Source organism: Mixta tenebrionis, assembly GCF_006517625.1.
In the GTDB taxonomy this organism is placed as follows: Bacteria; Pseudomonadota; Gammaproteobacteria; order Enterobacterales; family Enterobacteriaceae; genus Mixta; species Mixta tenebrionis.
Map to the genome: position 1 here is coordinate 104,745 of NZ_VHQI01000001.1, position 22,649 is coordinate 127,393.

Below are 22,649 nucleotides of genomic sequence, written 5' to 3' on the forward strand. Positions count from 1 at the left end.
CGGTTTTACCCCGAAAAAAAGGTAAAACCATTGTGCGCCTCGCCTTTAGCAAATTCAACGCGTCAGCCCTGGGTTTGTTGCTGGCAGTCAGCGACGACGATGCGCTGATGGCGTTCAAGCGAGGCGCTGGCGCCAGTGATACGCAGGCGCCAGGTTTCATCGCCGTAAAGCGCGCCGGACGCCGTCGCCTGCCGCGGCAGCTTCAGCAGCTGCCCATCCATAATAAACTGCGCCTGCCGCCCGCTAAAAGTGACCGTCAGCGGCAGCGTACCGCAAAGATAATGTCGCACCTGTTCCCGATCCTGACGCGCGCCATGCAGGCCGCAGCCAGACAGCAGTACAACGGCCAGTAAGACCAGCTTTTTACGCATGTTTTCACCAGACATGAGTTGATGAGAGTGGACGGTTGGCGGGATAGATGGCGCCCAGCACGCTCGCTTCGCGCGCGCCGGTAACCGAAGGCAGATTGCCCGGCAGGTTGTTCAGGGTTCGCCAGGCGAGCCAGGCAAAGGCCAGGCCTTCCATATCGTCGCCGCTGATGCCCGCCGCATCGGTGGTTGACACTTCCGTACCGGCTAACAGCTCCGCCAGCCGCGCCATTAGCAGCGGATTGCGCGCGCCGCCGCCGCAAACCAGCAGCCGCTCGCAGCCGCCGCTCAGCAGCACCTGTTGACTGATGGTAACTGCCGTCAGCTCCAGCAGCGTCGCCTGCACATCCTGCGGCGCAAGACCGGGGAAATGCCCCAGCTGCCGCGCGATCCAGCCGGCGTTAAAATATTCTCTGCCGGTGCTTTTGGGCGCCGGCAGGGAAAACCAGGCATCGCTCAGCATCTGCTGCAGCAGCGGCAGAATCACCGTTCCGCTGCCGGCCCAGGCGCCATCTTTATCATAGGGCCGCCCACGGTGGCGCCAGATCCAGGCATCCATCAGCATATTACCCGGCCCGGTATCATAGCCGCCTACCGGCCTGCCGGGGAACAACAGGGAAAGGTTGGCGATGCCGCCGATATTCAGCACCATCCGCCGCTCCTGCGGGTGCATTAACAGCGCCTGATGGAAAGCGGGCACCAGCGGCGCGCCCTGCCCGCCCAGCGCCATATCCCGACGCCGAAAATCGCCGACTACCGTTATGCCGGTGGCGGCGGCAATTTGATTATTATCGCCGATTTGCAGCGTACAGGGCGCCTCCCCCCATGGCTCATGCCAGACGGTTTGCCCGTGGCAGCCGATAGCGACGATATCTGCCGCCGTCAGGCTCTGCTGCTGCAGCAGGGTTAACACCGCTTCGGCAAACAGCCGTCCCAGGCGCGTATCCAGCCGGCCAAGCTGCGAGAGCGTCAGGCTCTGCCCCTGGTTAATCGCCAACAGCTCCTGCCGCAGCGCCTGCGGCACAGGGTGACAGTAGCTGGCCTGCTGCGCCACCATCTGCTCGTCGATTGCCGCCAGCACCACATCCACGCCGTCAAGGCTGGTGCCGGACATCACGCCGATATAGCGTCCCGATTTCATCACGTTACCTCGCTTCCTCGCCGGAAGAGCCGTCATATTGCTGACAGCCTGGCAAAAACCGCCGGGTAATTCTATGATTAATTATTGTTTTTTATAGACAACACGATGTTTTCAGATTCAGGTATACTATTTTCCCGACGCTATTGAAATTTTGTTTACCCATCGCGGTCTATGCTCTGCCATCGTCTGATTTACAGCTGGCTGAAACAGACGAAGGTTATGCCATATAATGAAGTATCTATGGCTGCCTTTTCGATGCAGTCAACAATCATGAAAGGAGCTTTATATGATTAAGCGTTTATTTGTCATGGCGCTGGCTGGCATGACGCTGGCAGGCTGTACTAATACGGATACGCTTTCCGGCGACGTATACAGCGCCAGCGAAGCCAAACAGGTACAGAATGTAAGCTACGGTACGCTTGTCTCGGTGCGCCCGGTTAAAATTCAGGGCGGCGACGACAATAACGTTATCGGCGCTATTGGCGGCGCAGTGCTCGGCGGCTTTTTGGGTAATACCGTTGGCGGCGGCGCGGGACGCAGCCTGGCGACGGCCGGCGGCGCGATCCTCGGCGGTATGGCGGGCCAGGGCGTTCAGGGAGCAATTAACAAAGCGGATGGCGTAGAGCTGGGCATTCGTAAAGATGACGGCAACACCATTCTGGTGGTGCAGAAGCAGACCGCCAGCCGTTATTCCGTTGGGCAGCGCGTAATGCTGGCATCAAACGGCAGCCAGGTTACGGTTTCGCCGCAGTAATTAATCATCCCCACGCTAAAACAAAAAACCGACGCCGTGCGTCGGTTTTTTTCATCGTTGTTGCTATTCACTTTTTTTCTGCAACTCGACAATATTTTTTTCCAGCCGCGCAACCAGGGTAATCATCTGATCGATCTCGCGTTTCGTGATACCTGACAGAATATCGTCGCGGGTGGCGTCAATAACGTGTTCTACCTGTTGGATAACCGGTTCTGCGGCTTTGGTCAGCTTAATACGCTTAGCTCGCCGATCGTTAGCGCAGGTACAGCGCACAATCAGCCCTTTATCTTCCAGCTGATCAAGGGTACGCACCAGCGAAGGCTGCTCAATGCCGATCGCTTTAGCCAATTGGATCTGAGACTGATGAGGAGGCAACTGATGAATATTATGCAGAGTAACCCAATGCGTCTGTGTAAGTTCCAGCGGTTTAAGCCGTTGATCGATAAGTGCACGCCAGATACGCACTAAGCGTGCCAAATCCGTTCCTAATGGCGTATCCAATTTCATCTCCTTATAATTAGCTTGCTAGCAATCAAGCATGATTTTAGTCTATTCTGCGAGTTTACAGGGTAAAAGACAATTACAGTTCCCCTGATGAAAAGCCCTACGCCGGTTCCAGGGCGCCCTGAAAGGCACAGGCAAAGGAAAACCCGCTAAAATCCCCTGCCTACTTTTTTCGTTTATTCATTCCGAATTTTTACCAGTTGCGATGAGAGCCTGCTAATAATTTACGTCGCTATAAAGATCGCGCTTTCTATGCATAGCGGACGGACACAGTGCCGTTTTCGCTTTACCGTGCCCGCATCGGAAAAGGATGCACCACACCCGAATGCCATTTCAGGTGGTATAGAGTAACGCCGTTCCGGTAATCCTTTTCAGCTTCCGGCTATCGTCTGAAGAGTGGCAACAGAGCGGCCGAAAATCGCTGACAGGAGTGAAACAGCGCCGTCAACGGCATCGATTCTCTTAGTTAACGAACCCGATACCCATTGTTATCGCAGCGGCTTTTTTACCGTATCAAAAAAAACCTTTCCGCGTGGGTAATCATGCCGGGATCGTTCATTACAACAATGAGCTTCGTCTCAAAACTTCCGTTAGAAATCCTGAATGGATAAGCGTCAGCAAACAGAACTTTATTGATAGAAGATTACCTGTGACAAAGCGGCAAATTGCTGATGATGAACAAAGAATTGTTCTGAAGTGAACAAAAAGTGTGTTTTTTTCTCTTCTGTTGTACAGCAGCGTTTATACAACTGCCGCAGCGTACAACGAAATCGCTAATAGACGACGCCGATAGCCAGAGTGCGGCAACCGGCGCGCCCGCGTGAAAAGTGAAGCTAAAAACTGGCAATATGGAAATTATTTAATGACGCCGCAGGCATAGCGCGCCCCGCCGCCGCCCAGCGGCTGCGGGCTATCGCTGTGGTTGTCGCCGCCCATATGCACCATCAGCGCCCTGCCGGCGATATCGCTGATTTTTTTCAGCCGCGGCGCCAGAACGGGGTAGCTGGCAGAGCCATCCTGCGCCACGTACAGCGCTGGCAGATCGCCGAGATGGCCCTCGCCCCACGGGCCAAGATGCTTGCCGCTGTTCTGCGGATCGAAATGTCCGCCGGCAGCGCCGGCAGGCACGTTTTTGCCCGCGCTGACGGCTGGCGCGCAGCTCCCGTTGGCGTGCACGTGGAAACCATGCACCCCCGGCGGCAGATGAGAAAGGCTGGGAGTGAATGTCAGTCCCAGCGGCGTTTCTTCGATCCTGACGCTGCCGACCGCTTCGCCGGCGCCTTCGCTGGTCACATTGTGCAGCGTCACCTGCTGGCTGGCCGCCTGTGCCAGACCTGTTATCAGCAGCGTCAGCGCTGCCAAACCATAACGTTTCATTTAACCTCCTGAGCATTAATTCCGTTTATTCTCTGTAGCCTGGACGGCAATGCCGGTTTCAGCCGCAGCGAGCGGGCGTTTTTGCGTTTCTTTACGCCACGGCGCCGGCGGACGATATGACGACAGCGCGTCGTCGCCCGCGTTAAAACAGCGAGGGCTGCTGCGGCGTTTCCGCCGGTTCAGATGTCTGACGCGCGCGCAGCATACGCAGATAGCGCTGACGGCAAAGCCGCAGCACCTCACGCTTACGCGCATCGCTGTAGGTCGTCCAGTTAAAGCGCTCGTCGCGGCTACGCAGGCAGCCACGGCAATAGCCGCGCTCGTCTGACTGACAGATGCCGCGACACGGGCTTGGCACCGGGAAAAACTCAAGCTGCTCCGCCACATGGCCTCCTGTTTAACCGCATCTTTTATTGAAGCCAGCTTCGGCGCGAAGCGCAAGCCGACCGTAGCAAAAGTGTCTGCCGGCGCCGCTAATTGTCCGCATTGCGCTGCCCGCGCGTCCGGTTAGTCACCTTTTGGCCCAGGCTAAGGTTTTATTAATGTTTATCCGCTAAGATGGCAACAAATAATTCAATTAAACTTAATTATGCTGCAACTAAAAACCATCCGCTGTAGTGAATCCCTGTTCCTTGCCCTCTGCGCGCTGTTTTTCACTTTCATACTTAACGGTATGTTTATTATCCGCGCCGCTGAAAGGACGCCGCTGCATCAGCTGCAGGATTACCTGTTTATCGCCTCTATCCCGCTGGTGCTGTTTTGCGCCTTTATGCTGATTTTTAATCTGCTGATTTTGCCGTGGATAGGTAAGCCGTTGTTAATTATTTTGCTGCTGTGCGGCGCGGCGGCTAACTATTTTATGTACAGCTTCGGCACGGTTATCGATGCCAATATGGTGCAGAACGTCTTCGAAACGAATCTGCAGGAAGCCAGCGCCCTGCTGAGCCCTAAATATCTGGTCTGGATGCTGCTGATGGGGGTGCTGCCTGCGCTGGTTATCGTCCTGATCCGCCCACGCCAGGCGCGTCCCTGGTGGTTCGCGCTGGCCATGCGCGCGCTGTGGTGCATCGGCTCGGCGTTGCTGATTCTGCTAATCGCGGTGTTAATGTATAAAGACTACGCCTCGCTGTTGCGCAATAATAAAGAGCTGGTGAAAATGGTCACGCCGCCTAACGTGATAAGCGGCGCCATCCACTATGTGAATAACCGCTGGCTGCAGAGCGATCGGCCGCTGGTGCGCATTGGTCAGGACGCGCATAAAGGCCCGCTGATCCAGGCCGAACGTAAAAAAACGCTGGTGGTATTTGTGCTGGGCGAAACGGCGCGCGCGGAGAACTTCTCGCTTGGCGGCTATGCGCGTGAAACCAATCCCAGGCTGAAACAGCAGAACGTCATCTACTATCCGCGCGCTACCTCATGCGGCACCGAAACAGCCGTCTCCGTGCCCTGCATGTTTTCCGTTATGCCACGCGCCGACTATGATGCGAACCTGGCGCGCCATCAGGAAGGATTGATGGATGTGCTGGCGCACGCGGGCGTCAACCTGCTGTGGCGGGAAAACGACGGCGGCTGTAAAGGCGCCTGCGACCGCGTTCCTCATACGGATATGACCCTGTGGAAAATTAAGTCGCTCTGCCAGAGCGATTACTGCCTGGATAAAGTCCTGCTGCATCGCCTGACGAACTATATTGACGGCATCAATAACGATACGGTAGTTGTGCTGCATCAGATGGGCAGCCACGGCCCCGCCTACTACCGGCGCTACCCGCCGGAGATGCGCCAGTTTACGCCGACCTGCGACAGTAAGCAGATACAGGACTGCGATCATCAGGCGCTGGTGAATACCTATGATAACACCCTGCTTTATACCGATTCGATGCTGGGCGATACCATCGATTTGCTGAAAAGCTACCAGAGCCGCTTTAACGTCGCGCTGATCTATCTGTCCGATCATGGCGAATCGCTGGGCGAACATGGCATGTATCTGCACGGCGCGCCTTATCTGTTCGCGCCCGGCCAGCAGACCCGTATTCCGTTCCTGCTGTGGCTCTCCGCCGACTACGCCCGTACCTTCGGCATCAACGAGCAGTGCCTGCGCCAGCATGCCCGTCAGGATGAGGTTTCACAGGATAATGTCTTTCACACGCTGCTGGGGATGATGAACATTCAAAGCGCGGTCTATCAGCCGGAGCGCGACCTGCTGAAAAGCTGTCAGGCGCGTTAGAGTTGCATTAGACCAACTGGTCTATTACTCTGGGCGCCATGAGCAAAGCGACACGACAAGATACCCGTGAACATCTGCTCGCCATCGGCGAGCAGCTGTGTTTGCAGCGCGGCTTCACCGGTATGGGCCTGAGCGAACTGCTCAGCCAGGCTGGCGTGCCGAAGGGATCGTTTTATCACTACTTCCGCTCGAAAGAGGCCTTTGGCGTGGCGCTGCTTGAACGCTATTTCAGCACGCTACACCAGGAGACAATGCGCTGGTTCGCCAGCCGTCAGGAGCAGCCGCGCGAGCGTCTGCTGCGCTATTATCAACAGGCCGAGCTGCGTTTTCGCCAGAGCGGCCATATAGAAAACTGCCTGGCGGTAAAAATTTCGGCGGAGGTGTGCGATCTTTCTGAAGAGATGCGCCTGGCGCTGGAACGCGGCGCGGCGCGGCAGACAGAGCTGCTGGCCGAGGTGCTGCGCCACGCGGCGGATCAGGGCGCGCCGCCGCTTAGCCTGGAGCCGGAAGCGATGGCCCAGACGCTCTACTCGCTCTGGCTGGGCGCCAGCCTGCAGAGCAAAATACGCCGTGACGGCAGCGCGTTAACTCATGCGCTGGCAGCAATTTTACAGCTGCTGTCGCCCGGCTAAATTAAAAAACGCGCGCTTCAAGACGACTGGTCTATTTCCTCTCGGCCTGGGTTTCGCACCAGGAAACGCACGTTTGTACTACGCTTTTTTGACCGTTATCGGATGATGACACCTTTTTTCAGGAGAAAACTATGCGCTTACTTCATACCATGCTGCGCGTTGGCGATATGCAGCGCTCCCTCGATTTTTATACGCGCGTACTGGGCATGCGCCTGCTGCGCGAAAGCGAAAACCAGGAATATAAATACAGCCTGGCGTTCGTTGGCTACAGCGATGAAAGCGAAGGCGCGGTAATCGAGCTGACCTACAACTGGGGCGTGGAAAAATACGATCTGGGCAACGCTTACGGCCATATCGCGCTGGGCGTGGATGATGTCGCGGCAACCTGCGAAAAAATTCGCCAGGCCGGCGGCAAGGTTACCCGCGAGGCGGGCCCGGTCAAAGGCGGCAGCACTATTATCGCCTTTGTAGAAGATCCGGATGGTTATAAGATCGAACTGATTGAAAATAAACAGGCGGGACAGGGTCTCGGCCAGTAAATTTTCAGGGCGTCTGCGGGCGCCCTTCTTTTTTCCTGCTGCTGCAAGCCGCGGCGAAATTTGCCATAATACGCGCTGCAATTTTTCGCCAATGAGATGCTGATGTCTGAATCGAAACAACTGAATGCGTTATCTGACCGCTTTCGCGGATTTTATCCGGTGGTCATTGATGTGGAAACCGCCGGGTTTAATGCAAAAACCGATGCGCTGCTGGAAATCGCCGCTATTACGCTGAAAATGGATGCCGACGGCTGGCTACAGCGCGACCAGACGCTGCATTTCCACGTGGAGCCTTTTGCAGGCGCGGTTTTACAGCCCGAAGCGCTGGCGTTCAACGGCATCGATCCCCATAATCCGCTGCGCGGCGCCGTCAGCGAATATGATGCGCTGCATGAAATCTTCAAGCAGGTACGCAAAGGCCTGAAGGATTGCGGCTGCAATCGCGCCATCATGGTCGCCCATAACGCTAATTTCGATCACAGTTTTATGATGGCCGCCGCCGATCGCGCCGGCCTGAAGCGCAACCCCTTCCACCCGTTTGCCACCTTTGATACCGCTGCGCTCAGCGGTCTGGTTGTCGGTCAGACGGTGCTGGCGAAAGCCTGCAAGGCGGCCGGCATCGCCTTTGACGCCAGTCAGGCGCACTCTGCGCTCTACGATACCGAGCGCACCGCAGAGCTGTTCTGCGAACTGGTAAACCGCTGGAAACGACTGGGCGGCTGGCCGCCGCTGCCGGTAGCGGAGGAGCTGGCCGTCGACAGCGCGCTGGCGGCGGAAAAATAGTCAGCCGCGCAGCATAAAAAAGGGCGCCTACCTGGGCGCCCTCTGCGAATGACTCCGCGCTGCAGCTTATTCCGCCGTTTTATACTTCTCTGCGGTTTCTTTAATCAGCGTTTGCAGTTCGCCGCGCTGAAACATTTCAATGACGATATCACAGCCGCCGACCAGCTCGCCGTCGACCCACAGCTGAGGGAACGTCGGCCAGTTAGCATATTTCGGCAGCTCTGCGCGAATATCGGGATTTTGCAGGATATCCACATAGGCGAAGCGCTCGCCGCAGGCAGAGAGAGCCTGAACCGTCTGCGCAGAAAAACCACAGCTTGGCAGCTTCGGCGAGCCTTTCATATACAGCAGGATGGGATTTTCTGCGATCTGACGCTGAATTTTTTCAACAGTACTCATAATTGCCTTCCTTAAATAGCTTGCTTCGTGTCTGATGATTGTAGCGACTGTAACGGGTCGCTGAAAACGACATTTTCTGTAAGGTTAATATTGTCGAAGACAATAGCGGAAGCAGCACGGAAAATTTGTCTTTTCACCGCCTGCTTGAAATGGAAATTAATTAATAACTGGTAATAATTTTGTTGAGATAAGCGCCTGTTTGCGCTTATTTTTACATCTTAAAGCAATTAACGCTTAATCTGCTGTAAAAGCTTTACCTTTTCGGAAAAAGTTAGATTAGAATTGGCCGCCAGGGTTCTGTCGTTACGACAGAAATATTATTAACGTTGCGCGCTTATCGCGCTTTTACTGTAACTACACCATGCGTTTACTGATTACGCTTTTTATGCTGGCTTTTGCTCAGCTGTTCTTTAACGTCGCGCAGGCCTCGCCGCAGGCGCCGGTTAAGGCCAGCCAGCATAAGATTGATAAGAAGAGCGCCCGTGAAGATGAACGGCGCAAACGTCGCCCGGTAAAAACTACCAGCAAAAAAACGCGCCTGACGACGGCTGAAAAAAGCAAACTGAATAAGAAAAGCAAGCCGGTAAGAAGCGGCAGCGCCAGGCTGACGAAGGTCGGCCACGCCGCCAGCGTCACCGTCGCCAAAAGCGACAGCGCGAAAATAAGCCATATTAAAACCGCCCGGCTGCGCTATGGTCATCATCGCGGCGAGCCGCATTATGTTGAGCATGAGCTGGATGATGACGCCGCCCACGGACCGCTGGTATTAAGCAAGGCGCACCGCGAGCGCTATCAACGGGCGCGCGAAACGGCGATGAATAAGCTGATGAACCAGCTGGGCAAGCCATACCTGTGGGGCGGTTCCTCGCCGCACACCGGCTTCGACTGCAGCGGGCTGGTCTGGTATGCCTATAAGGACGTGCTGAAATTTAAGATCCCGCGCACCGCTAATGAGATGTACCATCTGCGCGATGCCGCCCCGGTGAGCCGCGGAGCGCTGGAAAAAGGCGATCTGGTCTTTTTCCGCATCACTAACCGCGGCGCAGCCGATCACGTCGGCGTTTACCTCGGCAACGGGCGTTTTATCCAGTCGCCGCGCACCGGTAAGGATATTCAGATTAGCCAGCTCAGCGATGATTACTGGCAGCGGCACTACGTCGGCGCGCGTCGGGTAATGACTCCGAGAACCGTGCGCTAAGCGTTTGCGCAACAAAAAAGCCTGTCAAAGACAGGCTTTTTTGTTGCTGAGGCTTACTTCTAATGCGTTGCAGCAGTGAGGCTGAACGCCAGAATCAACGACAGCGCTGCGGCGGCGGTACATAATGCCAGCTTGAAATCCGTGCTCAATCCGCCCTCCCTTATTAACCACACAAAAAATGAGGGATAGATTTTCCCACACTCACCGGTAAAAATCTCGTTTTCTTTACGCCGGCTTGATAGAATCCCCGCTTTGCGTTGCGCAACATCGGTCAACTGCCGCTGTTAATCCTTTTATAAAGACGTCCCGCCTGCCAGACGTACCTCAGCCCGCATAATGACAATCGCCAGGTACGCTGAACCACGCTATGGAGACGCAAACGTTTAACATCAGGCTTATCAACCCATTACGATAGGCGCAGGAGTTACTTTTTAATGGCAACAATCAAAGATGTCGCGAAGCGTGCCGGCGTTTCTACCACGACGGTGTCACACGTCATCAACAAGACCCGCTTCGTGGCGGAAGAGACCCGTGAAGCGGTATGGGCAGCAATCAAAGAATTGCACTATTCACCGAGCGCGGTAGCGCGCAGCCTGAAGGTTAACCACACCAAATCGATCGGTCTGCTGGCGACCTCCAGCGAAGCGCCCTATTTTGCCGAAATCATCGAGACGATAGAGACGCGCTGCTTCGCCCAGGGCTATACCCTGATTTTAGGCAACGCCCATAACGATCTGCAAAAACAACAGGCCTACCTGTCGATGATGGCGCAAAAGCGCGTGGATGGTCTGCTGGTCATGTGCTCCGAATACCCTGAAGCGCTGTTAAAAATGCTTGAAGAGAACCGCAACATTCCGATGGTGGTGATGGACTGGGGCGAATCACGCGGCGATTTTACCGATACCGTGCTGGATAACGCTTTTGAAGGCGGCTATATCGCCGGGCGCTACCTGATCGAGCGCGGCCATCGCGATATCGGCGTCATTCCAGGCCAGATGGAGCGCAATACCGGCGGCGGACGGCTGGCCGGCTTTATGAAGGCGCTGAACGAGGCCGCTATTAGCGTGCGTGACGAGTGGATTGTACAGGGCGACTTTGAACCGGAATCGGGCTATCGCGCCATGCAGCAAATTCTGGCGCAGAAGCAGCGCCCTACCGCGGTCTTCTGCGGCGGCGATATCATGGCGATGGGCGCAATTTGCGCAGCGGATGAGATGGGCCTGCGCGTGCCGCAGGATATCTCAGTAATCGGCTACGATAACGTGCGCAACGCCCGCTATTTTACGCCGGCGCTGACCACCGTGCACCAGCCGAAAGAGCAGCTCGGCGAGGCCGCCTTTGATATGCTGCTGGATCGTATTGTCAACAAGCGCGAAGTATCGCACACCATCGAAGTGCATCCTACGCTGATCGAGCGCCGCTCGGTGATCGACGGCCCGTTCCGCGACTATCGCCGTTAATCCTTCCCGCTCAGGAGAGCGCGCTCTCCTGAGTTTCCTGCTCTTCCCGCAGCCATTCCCGGTTCAGCGTCTCGCTGTCGCCCAGATAGTCCAGCAGCCAGCGCAGCGCTGGCGAACTGCTTTGCTCCGCCCAGCTGACGCAGCAGTGGCTGTGTGGAAAAGGAGCGGGCAGCGAAATCTCCTTTAGCTGGCCTGACGCCAGCAGCGGCGCGGCAAAATGTCCGGGCACCATGCCAACGCACAGGCCGGCGCGTAAACAGTCGAAGGCGCTTTCCCAGTCGGGCACCACCAGCCGCCGTTGGTTGTCCAGCGTCCAGGTGGTGCGGCGCGGCAAGGCGCGCGAGGTATCCTCCAGCACCAGCGAGGGCCAGGGACGAATATCCTCATCCTGCAGGCGGCCCGCTTTTTCCGCCAGCGGATGCGCGGCGCTGACCACGCAGCGCCAGTTCAGCGCGCCCATATCGCGAAAGGCAAAGCGTCCGCCAACCGGAACGGCCTGGGTCGCGCCGATCGCTACGTCTACCCTTCCATCCGCCAGCGCATCCCAGACGCCGTTAAAGACTTCCGTCGTAATAAGGAGTTCCATATCGGGAAAGTGTCGGTAAAAATCAAGCACCAGCTGACGGGTACGCTGCGGCTTAACAATGCGATCGACGGCGATACTCAGCTGCCCGCGCCAGCCGTTGGCCACCTGCTGGCACTGGCGGCGCGTGGCAAGCATTTTTTTGATAACAGCCCGTCCCTCGCGGATAAAAAGCTCGCCCGCCTCCGTTAATACTACCTCGCGGCGTCGCCGTTCAAACAGCGGCACCGCCAGCCAGGCCTCCAGCTGCCGTACCGTATAGCTGATGGCGGAAGGAACACGGTGCAGTTCATCGGCGGCGGCGGAAAAGCTACCGGTGCGCGCTACGGCGTCCACTACTTCAAGCGCATATTCTGACCACATATTCTGCCTGCAAAAATTTTGATAGCACCCGGCAAATATTAGCGTTTCACATTAAAGAAAACATCCTTTAACCTCGCGCCGTCTGTTTACCTGCTAATGATGAGAAAGAAATGTCTGGTTCAAAAGGATTTATGCTCTACCTGGCGCTGCTCAGCACGCTTGGCTTCCTGGCTACCGATATGTACCTGCCCGCCTTCAGCGCCATGCAGGCGAGTTTTAACACCTCGGCGGGCGCCATCAGCGCCAGCCTGACAGTATTTCTCGGCGGTTTTGCCTGCGCTCAGTTGATATGGGGGCCGCTTTCCGATCGCTTCGGACGCAAGCCGGTACTGCTGTTCGGCCTGGCGCTGTTCGCACTCGGCTGCGCGGGTATGCTGTGGGCCAGCAACACCTGGCAGATGCTGGCCCTGCGTTTTATCCAGGCGGTAGGCGTTTGCTCGGCGACGGTGAGCTGGCAGGCGCTGGTAGTCGACCGCTATCGCGGCGCCCAGGCCAACCGCGTTTTCGCTACTATTATGCCGCTGGTGGCCCTGTCGCCGGCGCTGGCGCCGCTGTTGGGCGCGTGGGTGCTAAACCATTTTTCCTGGCGCATTATTTTTCTGGTGCTGCTGCTGATCACTCTGCCGCTGCTGTACGCTACCGCGATGCTGAAGAAAACGCCGCCCGCGCGCGCCGCGCAGCCGCGCGTCGGCTTTTTCCGGCTGCTGACCTCCCGTGTCTTTAGCGGCAACGTACTGATTTACGCCGCCTGCTCCTCCAGTTTTTTCGCCTGGCTAACCGGCTCGCCGTTTATCCTGCACGATCTGGGGCTGAGCCCGGCCGATATCGGGCTGAGCTATATCCCGCAGACTATCGCCTTTCTGACCGGCGGATTTGGCTGTCGCGCTGCCCTGCAACGACGCAGCGGCAAAATCCTGCTGCCTTTCCTGCTGGGCTTTTTTGCCGTCAGCGTTATCGCGCTGTTTATGGTGGCGATAAGCGGACATGTCACGCTGTGGGGGCTGCTGGCGCCGTTCTGCGGCATGGCGCTGGCTAACGGCGCCATCTATCCCATCGTGGTGGCGAATGCGCTGCTGCCTTTCCCGCACGATACGGGTAAAGCCGCGGCGCTGCAAAACTGCCTGCAGCTGGGCCTCTGTTTTTTCGCCAGCCTGGCGGTCTCCGGCTGGCTTAGCCAGCCGCTGCTGACTACCTGCTCGGTAATGCTGTTTACCGTGCTGCTTGCCGTGCTGGGCTATATTTTGCAATTGACTCAGGGTAACGGCGCAGTCGAAGCGGCCGGCACCACGCCAGCCCATCGGAATAAATAAGTTTCTGTCCGCAGCTATTAGTTAGCTTGCTAATTGTTAGCCGTTGTATATTCCCTGACGGGAGCATATACTCGCTGTCAGGCCTTGATCTATAATGGCTAATGCGCTTTTTTCCGGGCGACCAACCGCGGTTTTATTGCCGTTGATCGCGCCGGTTATTCATTCAGTTTCAATCCTCTGTATTACGTCGGATATCTGACACCGGTTTTTCCGTGAGATTTCTCACAACCCTGCAGAAATTGACTATTCTGTTTCTCAGGTTCGTATCACACAGGTGATGGAGAAGCTATGAGTTCATCGTGCATAGAAGAAGTGAACCTGGAGGAAAACCATTGGTATCGTATCGCCCATGAAATGCTGGAAAGGGCCGATATCGATATCAACGGCAAGCGCCCCTGGGATATTCAGGTAAAAAACCCTGATTTTTTTAAACGCGTGTTACAGGAAGGCTCCCTCGGCCTGGGCGAGAGCTATATGGATGGCTGGTGGGAATGCGAACGGCTCGATATGTTTTTCCATCGCGTGCTGAAAAATAAGCTGGATCAGCAGCTTCCTCACCATATCAAAGATACCCTGCGCATCGCCGCGGCCCGCCTGACCAATTTACAGTCCAAAAAGCGCGCGTGGATGGTCGGCAAGGAGCATTACGATCTGGGCAACGATCTTTTTTCGCTTATGCTTGATCCCTTTATGCAATACTCCTGCGGCTACTGGAAAGAAGCTAAAACGCTGGAAGAGGCGCAACAGGCTAAGCTAAAAATGATTTGCGAGAAGCTGCAACTTAAACCGGGTATGCGCCTGCTCGATATCGGCTGCGGCTGGGGCGGGCTGGCAGAATTCGCCGCGCGTCACTATGGCGCCTCCGTCCATGGCGTGACCATCTCCGCTGAACAGCAGAAGCTGGCGCAGCAGCGTTGTACGGGCCTGGACGTGACCATCCTGCTGCAGGATTACCGCGATTTAAACGATCAGTATGACCGCATCGTTTCTGTCGGCATGTTTGAACACGTCGGCCCTAAAAATTACCCCACCTACTTCGAAGTTGCCGACCGAAACCTTAAGCCTGACGGGCTGTTCCTGCTGCATACTATCGGCGCGATCAAAACCGATATGAATGTCGATCCCTGGATCGATAAATATATTTTCCCCAACGGCTGTCTGCCTTCAGTACGCCATATCGCTCAGGCCAGCGAACCCCATTTCATTATGGAAGACTGGCATAATTTCGGGGCTGATTATGATACGACGCTGATGGCGTGGTATGAGCGCTTTTTACAGGCCTGGCCGCAGCTGGAGGAAAAATATGGCGAGCGCTTTAAGCGCATGTTCTCCTACTATCTGAACGCCTGCGCCGGCGCCTTCCGCGCACGCGATATTCAGCTCTGGCAGGTAGTTTTCAGCCGCGGCGTGGAAGGCGGCCTGCGCGTACCGCATTAATCGGCTTTTGTAGCGTAATTTAAAAACAGGCAGCCGGGGCGCCTGTTTTTTTATGGCTGTTACCGGTCGCTTTCTATCGCGGCCATGCTCGCCGCCAGCGCCGCTTCCCGCTGCGCCAGCACGCGCTCTACCGTATCCACTACCGCCTGCGTATGCGGATCGATTTCAATATTAATCCGCTGCCCCAGCTTCTTCACGCCCAGCGTAGTGCGCACCAGGGTTTCGGGAATCAGGTGGACGCAGAATTTAGTTTTAGTGACGTCGCCAACGGTAAGGCTGATGCCGTCGATACCGATAAAACCTTTATGCAGGATATATTTCATCAGCGCGCTGTCCTGCGGTTTAAACCAGATTTCACGGTTATTTTCCGCATTGATAATTTTGCAGACTTCCGCCGTGGTCATAATATGACCGGACATCAGGTGCCCGCCGATCTCATCGCCGAATTTTGCGGCGCGTTCGACATTAACCACATCGCCCGGCCGTAGTTCGCCAAGGTTAGTAATACGCAGCGTCTCTTTCATCAGATCGAAACTGATCCGATCGCCGTCGATCCGGGTAACCGTCAGGCAGCAGCCGTTATGCGCTACCGACGCCCCGGTCTCCAGACCGGACAGCAGCTCCGGCGGCATTTTAATCGTGTGGGTGCGAAAGTTGGTTTTCTCTTCAATGGCCACCACTTCTGCGGTGCCCTGTACAATTCCGGTAAACATAGCTTAGCCTCAGTCTGTTTTTGCTGATATTACCATACTCTCCGCCGCTGACGAGGCGGGTAAAAGCGCGAACAACCTCCGGAGCGGTGAATAAAATGCGGTTTCCTTACCAACGGGTTGCCGCTATGATCCTCTGCTGTCCGCCCGTGGATTCATCTGTTCTTTACGATCTTGCCCCTCGGGCGAATAATTCTTTCCTATAAACATAAAAAGGTGTTTACGTGCAGAAGTACCTGACAGAAGCGCGTCAATTATTAGCGCTGGCCATTCCCGTTATCCTGGCGCAGGTGGCGCAAACGGCCATGGGCTTTGTTGATACTATTATGGCCGGCGCCGTTAGCGCCACGGATATGGCCGCCGTAGCGGTGGGTACTTCTGTCTGGCTGCCCGCCATTCTCTTCGGGCACGGCCTGATCCTGGCCCTGACGCCGGTTGTCGCCCAGCTTAACGGCTCCGGACAGCGCGGCCGCATTGCGCATCAGGTGCGTCAGGCCTACTGGCTTGCCGGGCTGGTAGCGGTGCTGATTATGGTGGTGCTGTGGAATGCCGGTTATATGATTCGCGCAATGCACAATATCGATCCGGCGCTGACCGACAAAGCGGTAGGCTATCTGCGCGCGCTGCTGTGGGGTGCTCCCGGCTACCTCTTTTTCCAGGTGGCGCGCAACCAGTGCGAAGGGCTGTCAAAAACCAAGCCCGGTATGGTAATGGGCTTTATCGGCCTGCTGGTTAACATTCCGGTTAACTATATTTTTATCTATGGTCACTTTGGCGCTCCGGCGCTGGGCGGCGTCGGCTGCGGCGTAGCGACGGCATCCGTCTACTGGGTTATTTTTATCGTGATGCGTCTGTGGATTAAGCGGGCGCGCTCAATGCGCGACATTACCCTGCCCGGCTACTTCAGCGCGCCAGACTGGAGGGTGCTGAAGCGGCTGATGCTGCTGGGCCTGCCGGTTGCGCTGGCGCTGTTCTTTGAAGTTACGCTGTTCGCCGTGGTGGCGCTGCTGGTCTCGCCGCTGGGCATCGTTAACGTCGCCGGCCACCAAATCGCGCTTAATTTCAGTTCCCTGATGTTCGTCCTGCCGCTGTCGCTCGGCGTCGCCACCACTATCCGGGTCGGCTTTCGTCTGGGCCAGGGCTCCGTCGAAGCAGCGAAAATCGCCGCCTGGACCGGCCAGGGCGTAGGCATCATGATGGCCGCCTGTACCGCGCTGTTTACCGTCGCCTTCCGCGAGCAGATCGCCCTGCTGTATAACGATAATCCGCAGGTGGTGGCGCTGGCGGCTCAGCTGATGCTGCTGGCGGCGATTTACCAGTTTTCCGACTCGGTCCAGGTTATCGGCAGCGGCATTCTGCGCGGCTATAAGGATACCCGCTCAATCTTTTTTATTACGCTGGTCGCCTACTGGGTCATTGGCCTGCCGAGCGGCTATCTGCTGGCGTTAACTGACTGGCTGGTGCCGGCGATGGGACCGGCGGGATTCTGGTGCGGCTTTATTCTGGGGCTGACCTCTGCGGCGATCATGATGATCTGGCGCATCCGCCGGCTGCAAAAATTACCGCCGGAAAGGATCCTTAAACACGCGGCACGCTAAGGTAAAGGCCCGCCGCGCTTAAAAAAACGGCGGGTCGTGCAGTTGTTGGGCAGTCGCGCAGAAAATTACATGTTTCTACTTGCCAGCGCTAATCTGTGCCGTTAATATTCGTCCCCGTTGTCAGCCAAGACGGCAGATGCGTTCTTAGCTCAGTTGGTTAGAGCACCACCTTGACATGGTGGGGGTCGATGGTTCGAGTCCATTAGAACGCACCAAATTGCGTCCGTAGCTCAGTTGGTTAGAGCACCACCTTGACATGGTGGGGGTCGGTGGTTCGAGTCCACTCGGACGCACCAGATTTACTGTTAATCTGGCCTTTTCAATAGCTTTTCCCGCATTATATCATTCTGTTATTTTCCTTTAGTCCGTTTGCCCGCGCCGATGCCGGCAGCAATATCGTCTTTTTCGCTATTTGCGTCGCAGCGCCTGCTCAGGCCGATCGTCAGGAAAAACCTGTTGCCCCGTCAGGCTGGCCCGCTTATTGTAAAAATCTTTTATCGTTCCTGTACGCGGCCCGCTGCCGCCATAAAAAGGATTTTCTATGGGCGTACCGCAAACCAAAGCCGAGCTGTTGGCGGCGATAGAGAAAAATTTTACGCAGCTGATCGGCTATCTGCAGGCCATTCCTCCTGCGCTGGCTGCCGCCAGGGGCATGGAGGGCCATGCGCGCGGCACGACGATAAGCGTCAGCGATCTGGTCTCTTACCTGCTGGGCTGGAATGCGCTGGTGGTCAAATGGATTACGCGCGACGCTCAGGGGCTGACGGTTGATTACCCGGAAAGCGGTTATAAATGGAATCAGCTTGGGCTGCTTGCCGGGAAATTTTACGCCGACTATGGCGCACTGAGCTACCCGCAGCAAATAAAGCAGCTGCGGCAGGTAAAAGATGAGATCGTCGGGCTTATCGATCGACGCACCGATGAGGAGCTATACGGAAAATGTTGGTATGGTAAATGGAGTATGGGAAGAATGATTTCTTTTAATACTTCATCGCCCTATGCTAATGCCTGCGGCAGATTAAGAAAATGGGCGAAAGAAAATAACGTTAAGTTAAAGTAATTTCCCTTATATTATAGGACCTTTCTCACTCCCGGCGGCAACGAAGATCGCCAAAAAAGAACGCCGCGCTATTTATAGTTGCCCGCTGCGCCATTTTAATTGTCCTTTGCCAGCGCTACGCATTTATTGTTTCTTTACCTGCGGTAAATTTTTGGCTACCGGCAGCATAGCCGGCCCTGACGCCGCGCCAGATTTTATCGCCGCTGCTTTTTGCGGGTGAAAAAATCAGCGGTCGCGGCTAATAAGAAAGAGGTAGCGGCTTGACAGAGCTGCAGGTTGCCGCTGCAAGCAAAACCACGTTGCCGCAACATCACTTTCCTTGATCTCACCCCGGCTGATAAAGCGCTTTTCGATTGGTTTTCGAATACTTAGCGTCTATACTAGGCCCGGTGTTCCACTTGAATGGTTTCAGCTCATTGACGTGCCCTTACCTCCATCAAAAACAGGTTGCGCAACCGGCCTCCATGGCTCATGGAACATCATCGCACAACTTCCTCTGCACGCTTTATATCTGTCACCTATTCTTAGTTTGTATTGTAGTCCGCTCACAGAGCATGAATATTGCTTCGATGCGCCAGGCATCGACCTCAAACCTCTATCATCCATCACAACTTACAGATAACTTGTCATGAAAAAGACCAAGATCGTTTGTACCATCGGACCGAAAACTGAATCTGAAGAGATGCTGACTAACCTGCTGGAAGCAGGCATGAACGTTATGCGTCTTAATTTTTCTCATGGTGATTACGAAGAACATGGTCGTCGTATCGCCAACATTCGCGCGGTTATGGAGAAAACCGGCCGTCAGGCTGCGATCCTGCTGGATACTAAAGGTCCGGAAATCCGCACCATGAAGCTGGAAGGCGGTAACGACGTATCGCTGAAAGCGGGCCAGACCTTTACCTTCACCACCGATCAGTCCGTGATTGGCAACAACGAACGTGTGGCAGTGACCTACGCCGGCTTTGCAGCCGACCTGAAAATCGGCAATACCGTGCTGGTTGATGATGGTCTGATCGGTATGGAAGTGACTGAAGTCACTGAAAATACAGTGGTTTGTAAAGTGCTGAACAACGGCGACCTGGGCGAAAACAAAGGCGTTAACCTGCCGGGCGTTTCCATTCAGCTGCCGGCGCTGGCGGAAAAAGATAAGCATGACCTGGTATTCGGTTGCGAACAGGGCGTGGACTTCGTTGCCGCTTCCTTTATTCGTAAACGTTCCGACGTGCTGGAAATCCGTGAGCATCTGAAAAAACACGGCGGCGAGCATATCCAGATCATCTCCAAGATTGAAAACCAGGAAGGCCTCAACAACTTTGATGAAATCCTCGACGCTTCCGACGGCATCATGGTAGCGCGCGGCGACCTCGGCGTAGAGATCCCGGTAGAAGAAGTGATTTTCGCGCAGAAGATGATGATCAAAAAATGTAATAAAGCACGTAAGGTTGTGATTACCGCGACTCAAATGCTGGATTCGATGATCAAAAACCCGCGCCCGACCCGTGCGGAAGCTGGCGACGTTGCCAACGCCATCCTGGACGGCACCGATGCGGTAATGCTCTCCGGCGAAAGCGCCAAAGGCAAATATCCGCTGGAATCCGTCAGCATTATGGCTACCATCTGTGAACGTACCGATCGCGTAATGAAATCACGCATCGATACGCTGAACGACAGCCGTAAGCTGCGCATCACCGAAGCGGTCTGCCGCGGCGCGGTAGAAACGGCGGAAAAACTGGAAGCGCCGGTTATCGTGGTAGCGACCGAAGGCGGCAAGTCCGCGAAATCGGTACGTAAATATTTCCCGGACGCCACCATCCTGGCGCTGACCACCAATCCGATCACCGCGCGTCAGCTGCTGTTAAGCAAGGGCATTGAAGCGCGCGTTGTTAATGAAATCGCCTCTACCGACGATTTCTACCGCATTGGTAAAGCGCTGGCGCTGGAAAGCGGCTACGCTCAGAAAGGCGACGTGGTGGTAATGGTTTCCGGTGCGCTGGTCCCGAGCGGCACCACCAATACCGCTTCCGTACACGTACTGTAAATAATTACAGCCCGATTAAAAAGCGCCTTGATGGCGCTTTTTTTTATTCTGCGGTAATCGTTATTCCCAAAAATTCCAATTGATAATAACGATAAAATCTGCATATCAGTAAAGATAAAATCAATTAAATCTGCCTGTTTTCATTTGTTTTTTTATAGCCGTCGCCATAACAGATGTTTCTTTGAGCGAACGAGCAAAATTAAGCATGTTCTCATCAAAAAATTATTCTCATACCAAAAAACTTTGTGTAATACTTGTAACGCTACATGGAGATTAACTCAATCTAGAGGGTATAAATAATGAATCGTACTAAACTGGTACTGGGCGCGGTAATTCTGGGTTCAACTCTGCTGGCTGGTTGCTCCAGCAATGCTAAAATCGACCAGCTGTCAAGCGACGTTCAGACTCTGAACGCGAAAGTTGACCAGCTGAGCAACGACGTGAACGCAATGCGCTCTGACGTACAGGCTGCTAAAGACGACGCAGCTCGTGCTAACCAGCGTCTGGACAACCAGGCTCACTCTTACCGTAAGTAAGAGTTCTGGTGACAGAAAATGGCGTCCGCTGGACGCCATTTTTTTATCTCTTTTAGCCTCCCTGCCCTGTAACCGCCTGAACCTCCCGTTACGCCTTTTCTGCCGTACTCCTTGCCTTAGCCTGTTTTCCTGCTTTTATCTCCCCTGCGTGGCGCTGAGCGCTGTTTTCCGCCGGTTGCGCTACGCTTTCGCCCGCGGCTTCGCCAGGGCTGACCAAAATCGGCATCCCGGAACGCCGCTGCAGCGCCGCATCGATCTGTGCGCCGTCGCTCTCTTTGTCATCCATAAAACCTTTCAGCGCCTTAGTCAGCGGCAGCCGCATGGATTGCGGATCGTCCTGTGCGCTACGCGACAACGGCTGATGCACCTCGATATAGCGCTTGCCGTCCGGCTCGACGGCATACTTCACCGGCTGGTTGACGATTTGCACGCGCGTCCCTGCCGACACGCTGTTAAACAGCGCGGCGATATCGTCCGGGCGCAGGCGAATACAGCCGGAGCTGACGCGCATGCCGATGCCGAAATCGGCGTTGGTGCCGTGGATCAAATAGTGGCCGCTGCCGTAGGCCAGCCGCAGCGCAAACCGCCCCATCGGGTTATCCGGCCCGGCAGGCACCACGCCGGGCAATGTAATGCCCTCTTTGGCATAGCGCTTGCGGATATTCGGCGTGGGCGTCCAGCTGGGATTAGGGATCTTTTGCGTAATGCGCGTTACCATCGACGGCGTCATCGCGCCGAGCTGACCAATGCCTACCGGATAGACAATGACCTTCTTCTCGCCCGGCGGGTAGTAGTACAGGCGCAGCTCTGCCAGATTCACTACGATCCCCTCGCGTTTGGTATCGGGCAGCAGCATCTGCTGCGGAATAACCAGCTCGCTTCCCGCCTTCGGCAGCCAGGGATCGGTGCCGGGGTTCGCTTCCAGCATATTCAGCAGGCCGACACTGTAGCGGGCGGCGATCGCCTCCAGCGGGCGCTTATCAGCAGGCACGACGGCGATAGTGTTTTCACCAATCAAACGGCTGTTTGCGGCCGGCAGCGGATATTCACTGGCGCTGGCCGGCGCTGGCATCATCAGCGCTGCGCATATCAGCCCGCAGGCGACAGGGAAAAGTGCTTTCATGAGGGCTTCTCTCCGACAATAAAAAGCGCCCCGCGAAACGTAACGGGGCGTGAGAGAAGTTTAGCTTAGCAGAGCGCCTGTGCGCGGGCGCGGATGGTGCGGATCATCGCTTCCAGCCCCTGCGAGCGGGACGGCGTAAGGTGCTGGGTTAAGGCCAGCTGCTCAAACCACGGACGAACGTCAAACTCGACGATTTGCTGCGGCGTCATGCCCTGGTAAAGGCTAAATACTATTGCAATCAGGCCCTTGACGATGGCGGCGTCGCTGTCGCCCTGTAGCTCTATGGTCCCATCCGCCGCCTGCTCCATCACAATCCAGACCTGGCTCTGACAGCCTGAAACGCTGTATTGCGGCTGATGGCAGGATTCAGATAATTCTGGCAAGCGCCCTCCCAGCTCAATTACATACAGATATTTCTCTTCCCAGTTGGCGCAGCGGTTAAAGTTGCGTATCAGCTTCTCTTTTTCTGGCAGTGTCGCCATTCATTCCTCCCTTACCGACCGGGCGGC

General features: G+C 55.6%; 24 protein-coding genes and 2 tRNA genes. 15 read left to right on the top strand and 11 right to left on the bottom strand.

What is annotated here, in order from left to right:
* Positions 1–62: 62 nt before the first annotated feature.
* Both FKM52_RS00445 and anmK read right to left on the bottom strand, forming a co-directional pair.
* Positions 63–371 (bottom strand): MliC family protein, encoded by a 309-nt coding sequence (locus FKM52_RS00445; protein WP_141174240.1) that lies wholly within the window; start codon positions 369–371, stop codon positions 63–65.
* 4 nt (positions 372–375) lie between these two features.
* Complete coding sequence (gene anmK / locus FKM52_RS00450; protein ID WP_141174687.1) at positions 376–1,509, bottom strand: anhydro-N-acetylmuramic acid kinase; 1,134 nt, start codon at positions 1,507–1,509, stop codon at positions 376–378.
* A 286-nt stretch (positions 1,510–1,795) separates the two neighbouring features.
* On the opposite strand from anmK, the gene FKM52_RS00455 reads away from it, so the two are divergent.
* On the top strand, positions 1,796–2,263 hold the full coding sequence (locus tag FKM52_RS00455) for an outer membrane lipoprotein (RefSeq protein ID WP_141174241.1): 468 nt from the start codon (positions 1,796–1,798) through the stop codon (positions 2,261–2,263).
* A gap of 63 nt (positions 2,264–2,326) precedes the next feature.
* On the opposite strand, the gene slyA is transcribed toward FKM52_RS00455, so the two are convergent.
* The 3 genes from slyA to FKM52_RS00470 all read right to left on the bottom strand — a co-directional run bounded on the left by slyA (position 2,327) and on the right by FKM52_RS00470 (position 4,529).
* Positions 2,327–2,770 (bottom strand): transcriptional regulator SlyA, encoded by a 444-nt coding sequence (gene slyA / locus FKM52_RS00460; RefSeq protein ID WP_167519769.1) that lies wholly within the window; start codon positions 2,768–2,770, stop codon positions 2,327–2,329.
* Between the two features lie 852 nt (positions 2,771–3,622).
* The gene (gene sodC, locus FKM52_RS00465) at positions 3,623–4,144 is read right to left on the bottom strand and encodes a superoxide dismutase family protein (protein WP_141174243.1); all 522 of its coding nucleotides are present in this window, start codon (positions 4,142–4,144) and stop codon (positions 3,623–3,625) included.
* A 142-nt stretch (positions 4,145–4,286) separates the two neighbouring features.
* A complete protein-coding gene (locus tag FKM52_RS00470; protein ID WP_141174244.1) occupies positions 4,287–4,529 on the bottom strand; it encodes a DUF1289 domain-containing protein in 243 nt (80 codons plus the stop codon).
* 204 nt (positions 4,530–4,733) lie between these two features.
* Between FKM52_RS00470 and eptA the strand changes: the two genes are divergently transcribed.
* From eptA to rnt, 4 genes are all read left to right on the top strand, one after another.
* A complete protein-coding gene (gene eptA / locus FKM52_RS00475; RefSeq protein WP_141174245.1) occupies positions 4,734–6,368 on the top strand; it encodes a phosphoethanolamine transferase EptA in 1,635 nt (544 codons plus the stop codon).
* A gap of 38 nt (positions 6,369–6,406) precedes the next feature.
* Entirely contained in the window at positions 6,407–7,000 is a 594-nt protein-coding gene (locus FKM52_RS00480) for a TetR/AcrR family transcriptional regulator (protein WP_141174246.1), read from the top strand.
* A gap of 131 nt (positions 7,001–7,131) precedes the next feature.
* Positions 7,132–7,539: a lactoylglutathione lyase gene (gloA, locus tag FKM52_RS00485; RefSeq protein ID WP_141174247.1), complete on the top strand. Its 408-nt coding sequence runs from the start codon at positions 7,132–7,134 to the stop codon at positions 7,537–7,539.
* Between the two features lie 102 nt (positions 7,540–7,641).
* Entirely contained in the window at positions 7,642–8,322 is a 681-nt protein-coding gene (gene rnt / locus FKM52_RS00490; protein ID WP_141174248.1) for a ribonuclease T, read from the top strand.
* Positions 8,323–8,388: 66 nt separating this feature from the next.
* Here rnt and FKM52_RS00495 read toward each other — a convergent pair whose 3' ends face one another.
* Positions 8,389–8,724 (bottom strand): Grx4 family monothiol glutaredoxin, encoded by a 336-nt coding sequence (locus FKM52_RS00495; RefSeq protein WP_181407884.1) that lies wholly within the window; start codon positions 8,722–8,724, stop codon positions 8,389–8,391.
* 358 nt (positions 8,725–9,082) lie between these two features.
* On the opposite strand from FKM52_RS00495, the gene FKM52_RS00500 reads away from it, so the two are divergent.
* Positions 9,083–9,919 (top strand): C40 family peptidase, encoded by an 837-nt coding sequence (locus tag FKM52_RS00500; protein WP_141174250.1) that lies wholly within the window; start codon positions 9,083–9,085, stop codon positions 9,917–9,919.
* Positions 9,920–9,978: 59 nt separating this feature from the next.
* Here the strand turns inward: FKM52_RS00500 and cydH are convergent, their stop codons facing one another.
* The gene (gene cydH / locus FKM52_RS00505) at positions 9,979–10,194 is read right to left on the bottom strand and encodes a cytochrome bd-I oxidase subunit CydH (protein ID WP_141174251.1); all 216 of its coding nucleotides are present in this window, start codon (positions 10,192–10,194) and stop codon (positions 9,979–9,981) included.
* A 159-nt stretch (positions 10,195–10,353) separates the two neighbouring features.
* On the opposite strand from cydH, the gene purR reads away from it, so the two are divergent.
* Positions 10,354–11,379 carry an HTH-type transcriptional repressor PurR gene (gene purR / locus FKM52_RS00510; protein ID WP_141174252.1) on the top strand — a complete coding sequence of 342 codons (1,026 nt, stop codon included), beginning with the start codon at positions 10,354–10,356 and terminating at the stop codon, positions 11,377–11,379.
* 10 nt (positions 11,380–11,389) lie between these two features.
* Here the strand turns inward: purR and punR are convergent, their stop codons facing one another.
* Positions 11,390–12,325, bottom strand: a complete 936-nt coding sequence (punR, locus tag FKM52_RS00515; protein WP_141174253.1) for a DNA-binding transcriptional activator PunR — start codon at positions 12,323–12,325, stop codon at positions 11,390–11,392.
* 110 nt (positions 12,326–12,435) lie between these two features.
* On the opposite strand from punR, the gene punC reads away from it, so the two are divergent.
* Together punC and cfa are read left to right on the top strand one after the other, a co-directional pair.
* Positions 12,436–13,635 (top strand): purine nucleoside transporter PunC, encoded by a 1,200-nt coding sequence (gene punC / locus FKM52_RS00520; protein ID WP_141174254.1) that lies wholly within the window; start codon positions 12,436–12,438, stop codon positions 13,633–13,635.
* Positions 13,636–13,923: 288 nt separating this feature from the next.
* Positions 13,924–15,072, top strand: coding sequence for a cyclopropane fatty acyl phospholipid synthase (gene cfa / locus FKM52_RS00525; RefSeq protein ID WP_141174255.1), 1,149 nt, complete (start codon positions 13,924–13,926; stop codon positions 15,070–15,072).
* A 59-nt stretch (positions 15,073–15,131) separates the two neighbouring features.
* Here the strand turns inward: cfa and FKM52_RS00530 are convergent, their stop codons facing one another.
* Positions 15,132–15,785: a riboflavin synthase subunit alpha gene (locus tag FKM52_RS00530; protein WP_141174256.1), complete on the bottom strand. Its 654-nt coding sequence runs from the start codon at positions 15,783–15,785 to the stop codon at positions 15,132–15,134.
* A 221-nt stretch (positions 15,786–16,006) separates the two neighbouring features.
* On the opposite strand from FKM52_RS00530, the gene FKM52_RS00535 reads away from it, so the two are divergent.
* The 6 genes from FKM52_RS00535 (at position 16,007) to FKM52_RS00560 (ending at position 21,017) form a co-directional block, all read left to right on the top strand.
* The gene (locus FKM52_RS00535) at positions 16,007–17,380 is read left to right on the top strand and encodes an MATE family efflux transporter (RefSeq protein ID WP_141174257.1); all 1,374 of its coding nucleotides are present in this window, start codon (positions 16,007–16,009) and stop codon (positions 17,378–17,380) included.
* Between the two features lie 138 nt (positions 17,381–17,518).
* Positions 17,519–17,595, top strand: a tRNA-Val gene (locus FKM52_RS00540).
* Positions 17,596–17,599: 4 nt separating this feature from the next.
* Positions 17,600–17,676 (top strand) — tRNA-Val (locus tag FKM52_RS00545).
* Positions 17,677–17,921: 245 nt separating this feature from the next.
* Positions 17,922–18,440 carry a ClbS/DfsB family four-helix bundle protein gene (locus FKM52_RS00550; protein WP_141174258.1) on the top strand — a complete coding sequence of 173 codons (519 nt, stop codon included), beginning with the start codon at positions 17,922–17,924 and terminating at the stop codon, positions 18,438–18,440.
* 628 nt (positions 18,441–19,068) lie between these two features.
* Entirely contained in the window at positions 19,069–20,481 is a 1,413-nt protein-coding gene (gene pykF, locus FKM52_RS00555) for a pyruvate kinase PykF (protein ID WP_141174259.1), read from the top strand.
* 299 nt (positions 20,482–20,780) lie between these two features.
* Positions 20,781–21,017 (top strand): major outer membrane lipoprotein, encoded by a 237-nt coding sequence (locus FKM52_RS00560; protein WP_002908860.1) that lies wholly within the window; start codon positions 20,781–20,783, stop codon positions 21,015–21,017.
* An 88-nt stretch (positions 21,018–21,105) separates the two neighbouring features.
* Here FKM52_RS00560 and FKM52_RS00565 read toward each other — a convergent pair whose 3' ends face one another.
* Complete coding sequence (locus tag FKM52_RS00565; RefSeq protein ID WP_246085486.1) at positions 21,106–22,092, bottom strand: L,D-transpeptidase family protein; 987 nt, start codon at positions 22,090–22,092, stop codon at positions 21,106–21,108.
* Positions 22,093–22,205: 113 nt separating this feature from the next.
* Positions 22,206–22,622, bottom strand: coding sequence for a cysteine desulfuration protein SufE (gene sufE / locus FKM52_RS00570; RefSeq protein WP_141174261.1), 417 nt, complete (start codon positions 22,620–22,622; stop codon positions 22,206–22,208).
* Positions 22,623–22,649 lie beyond the last annotated feature (27 nt).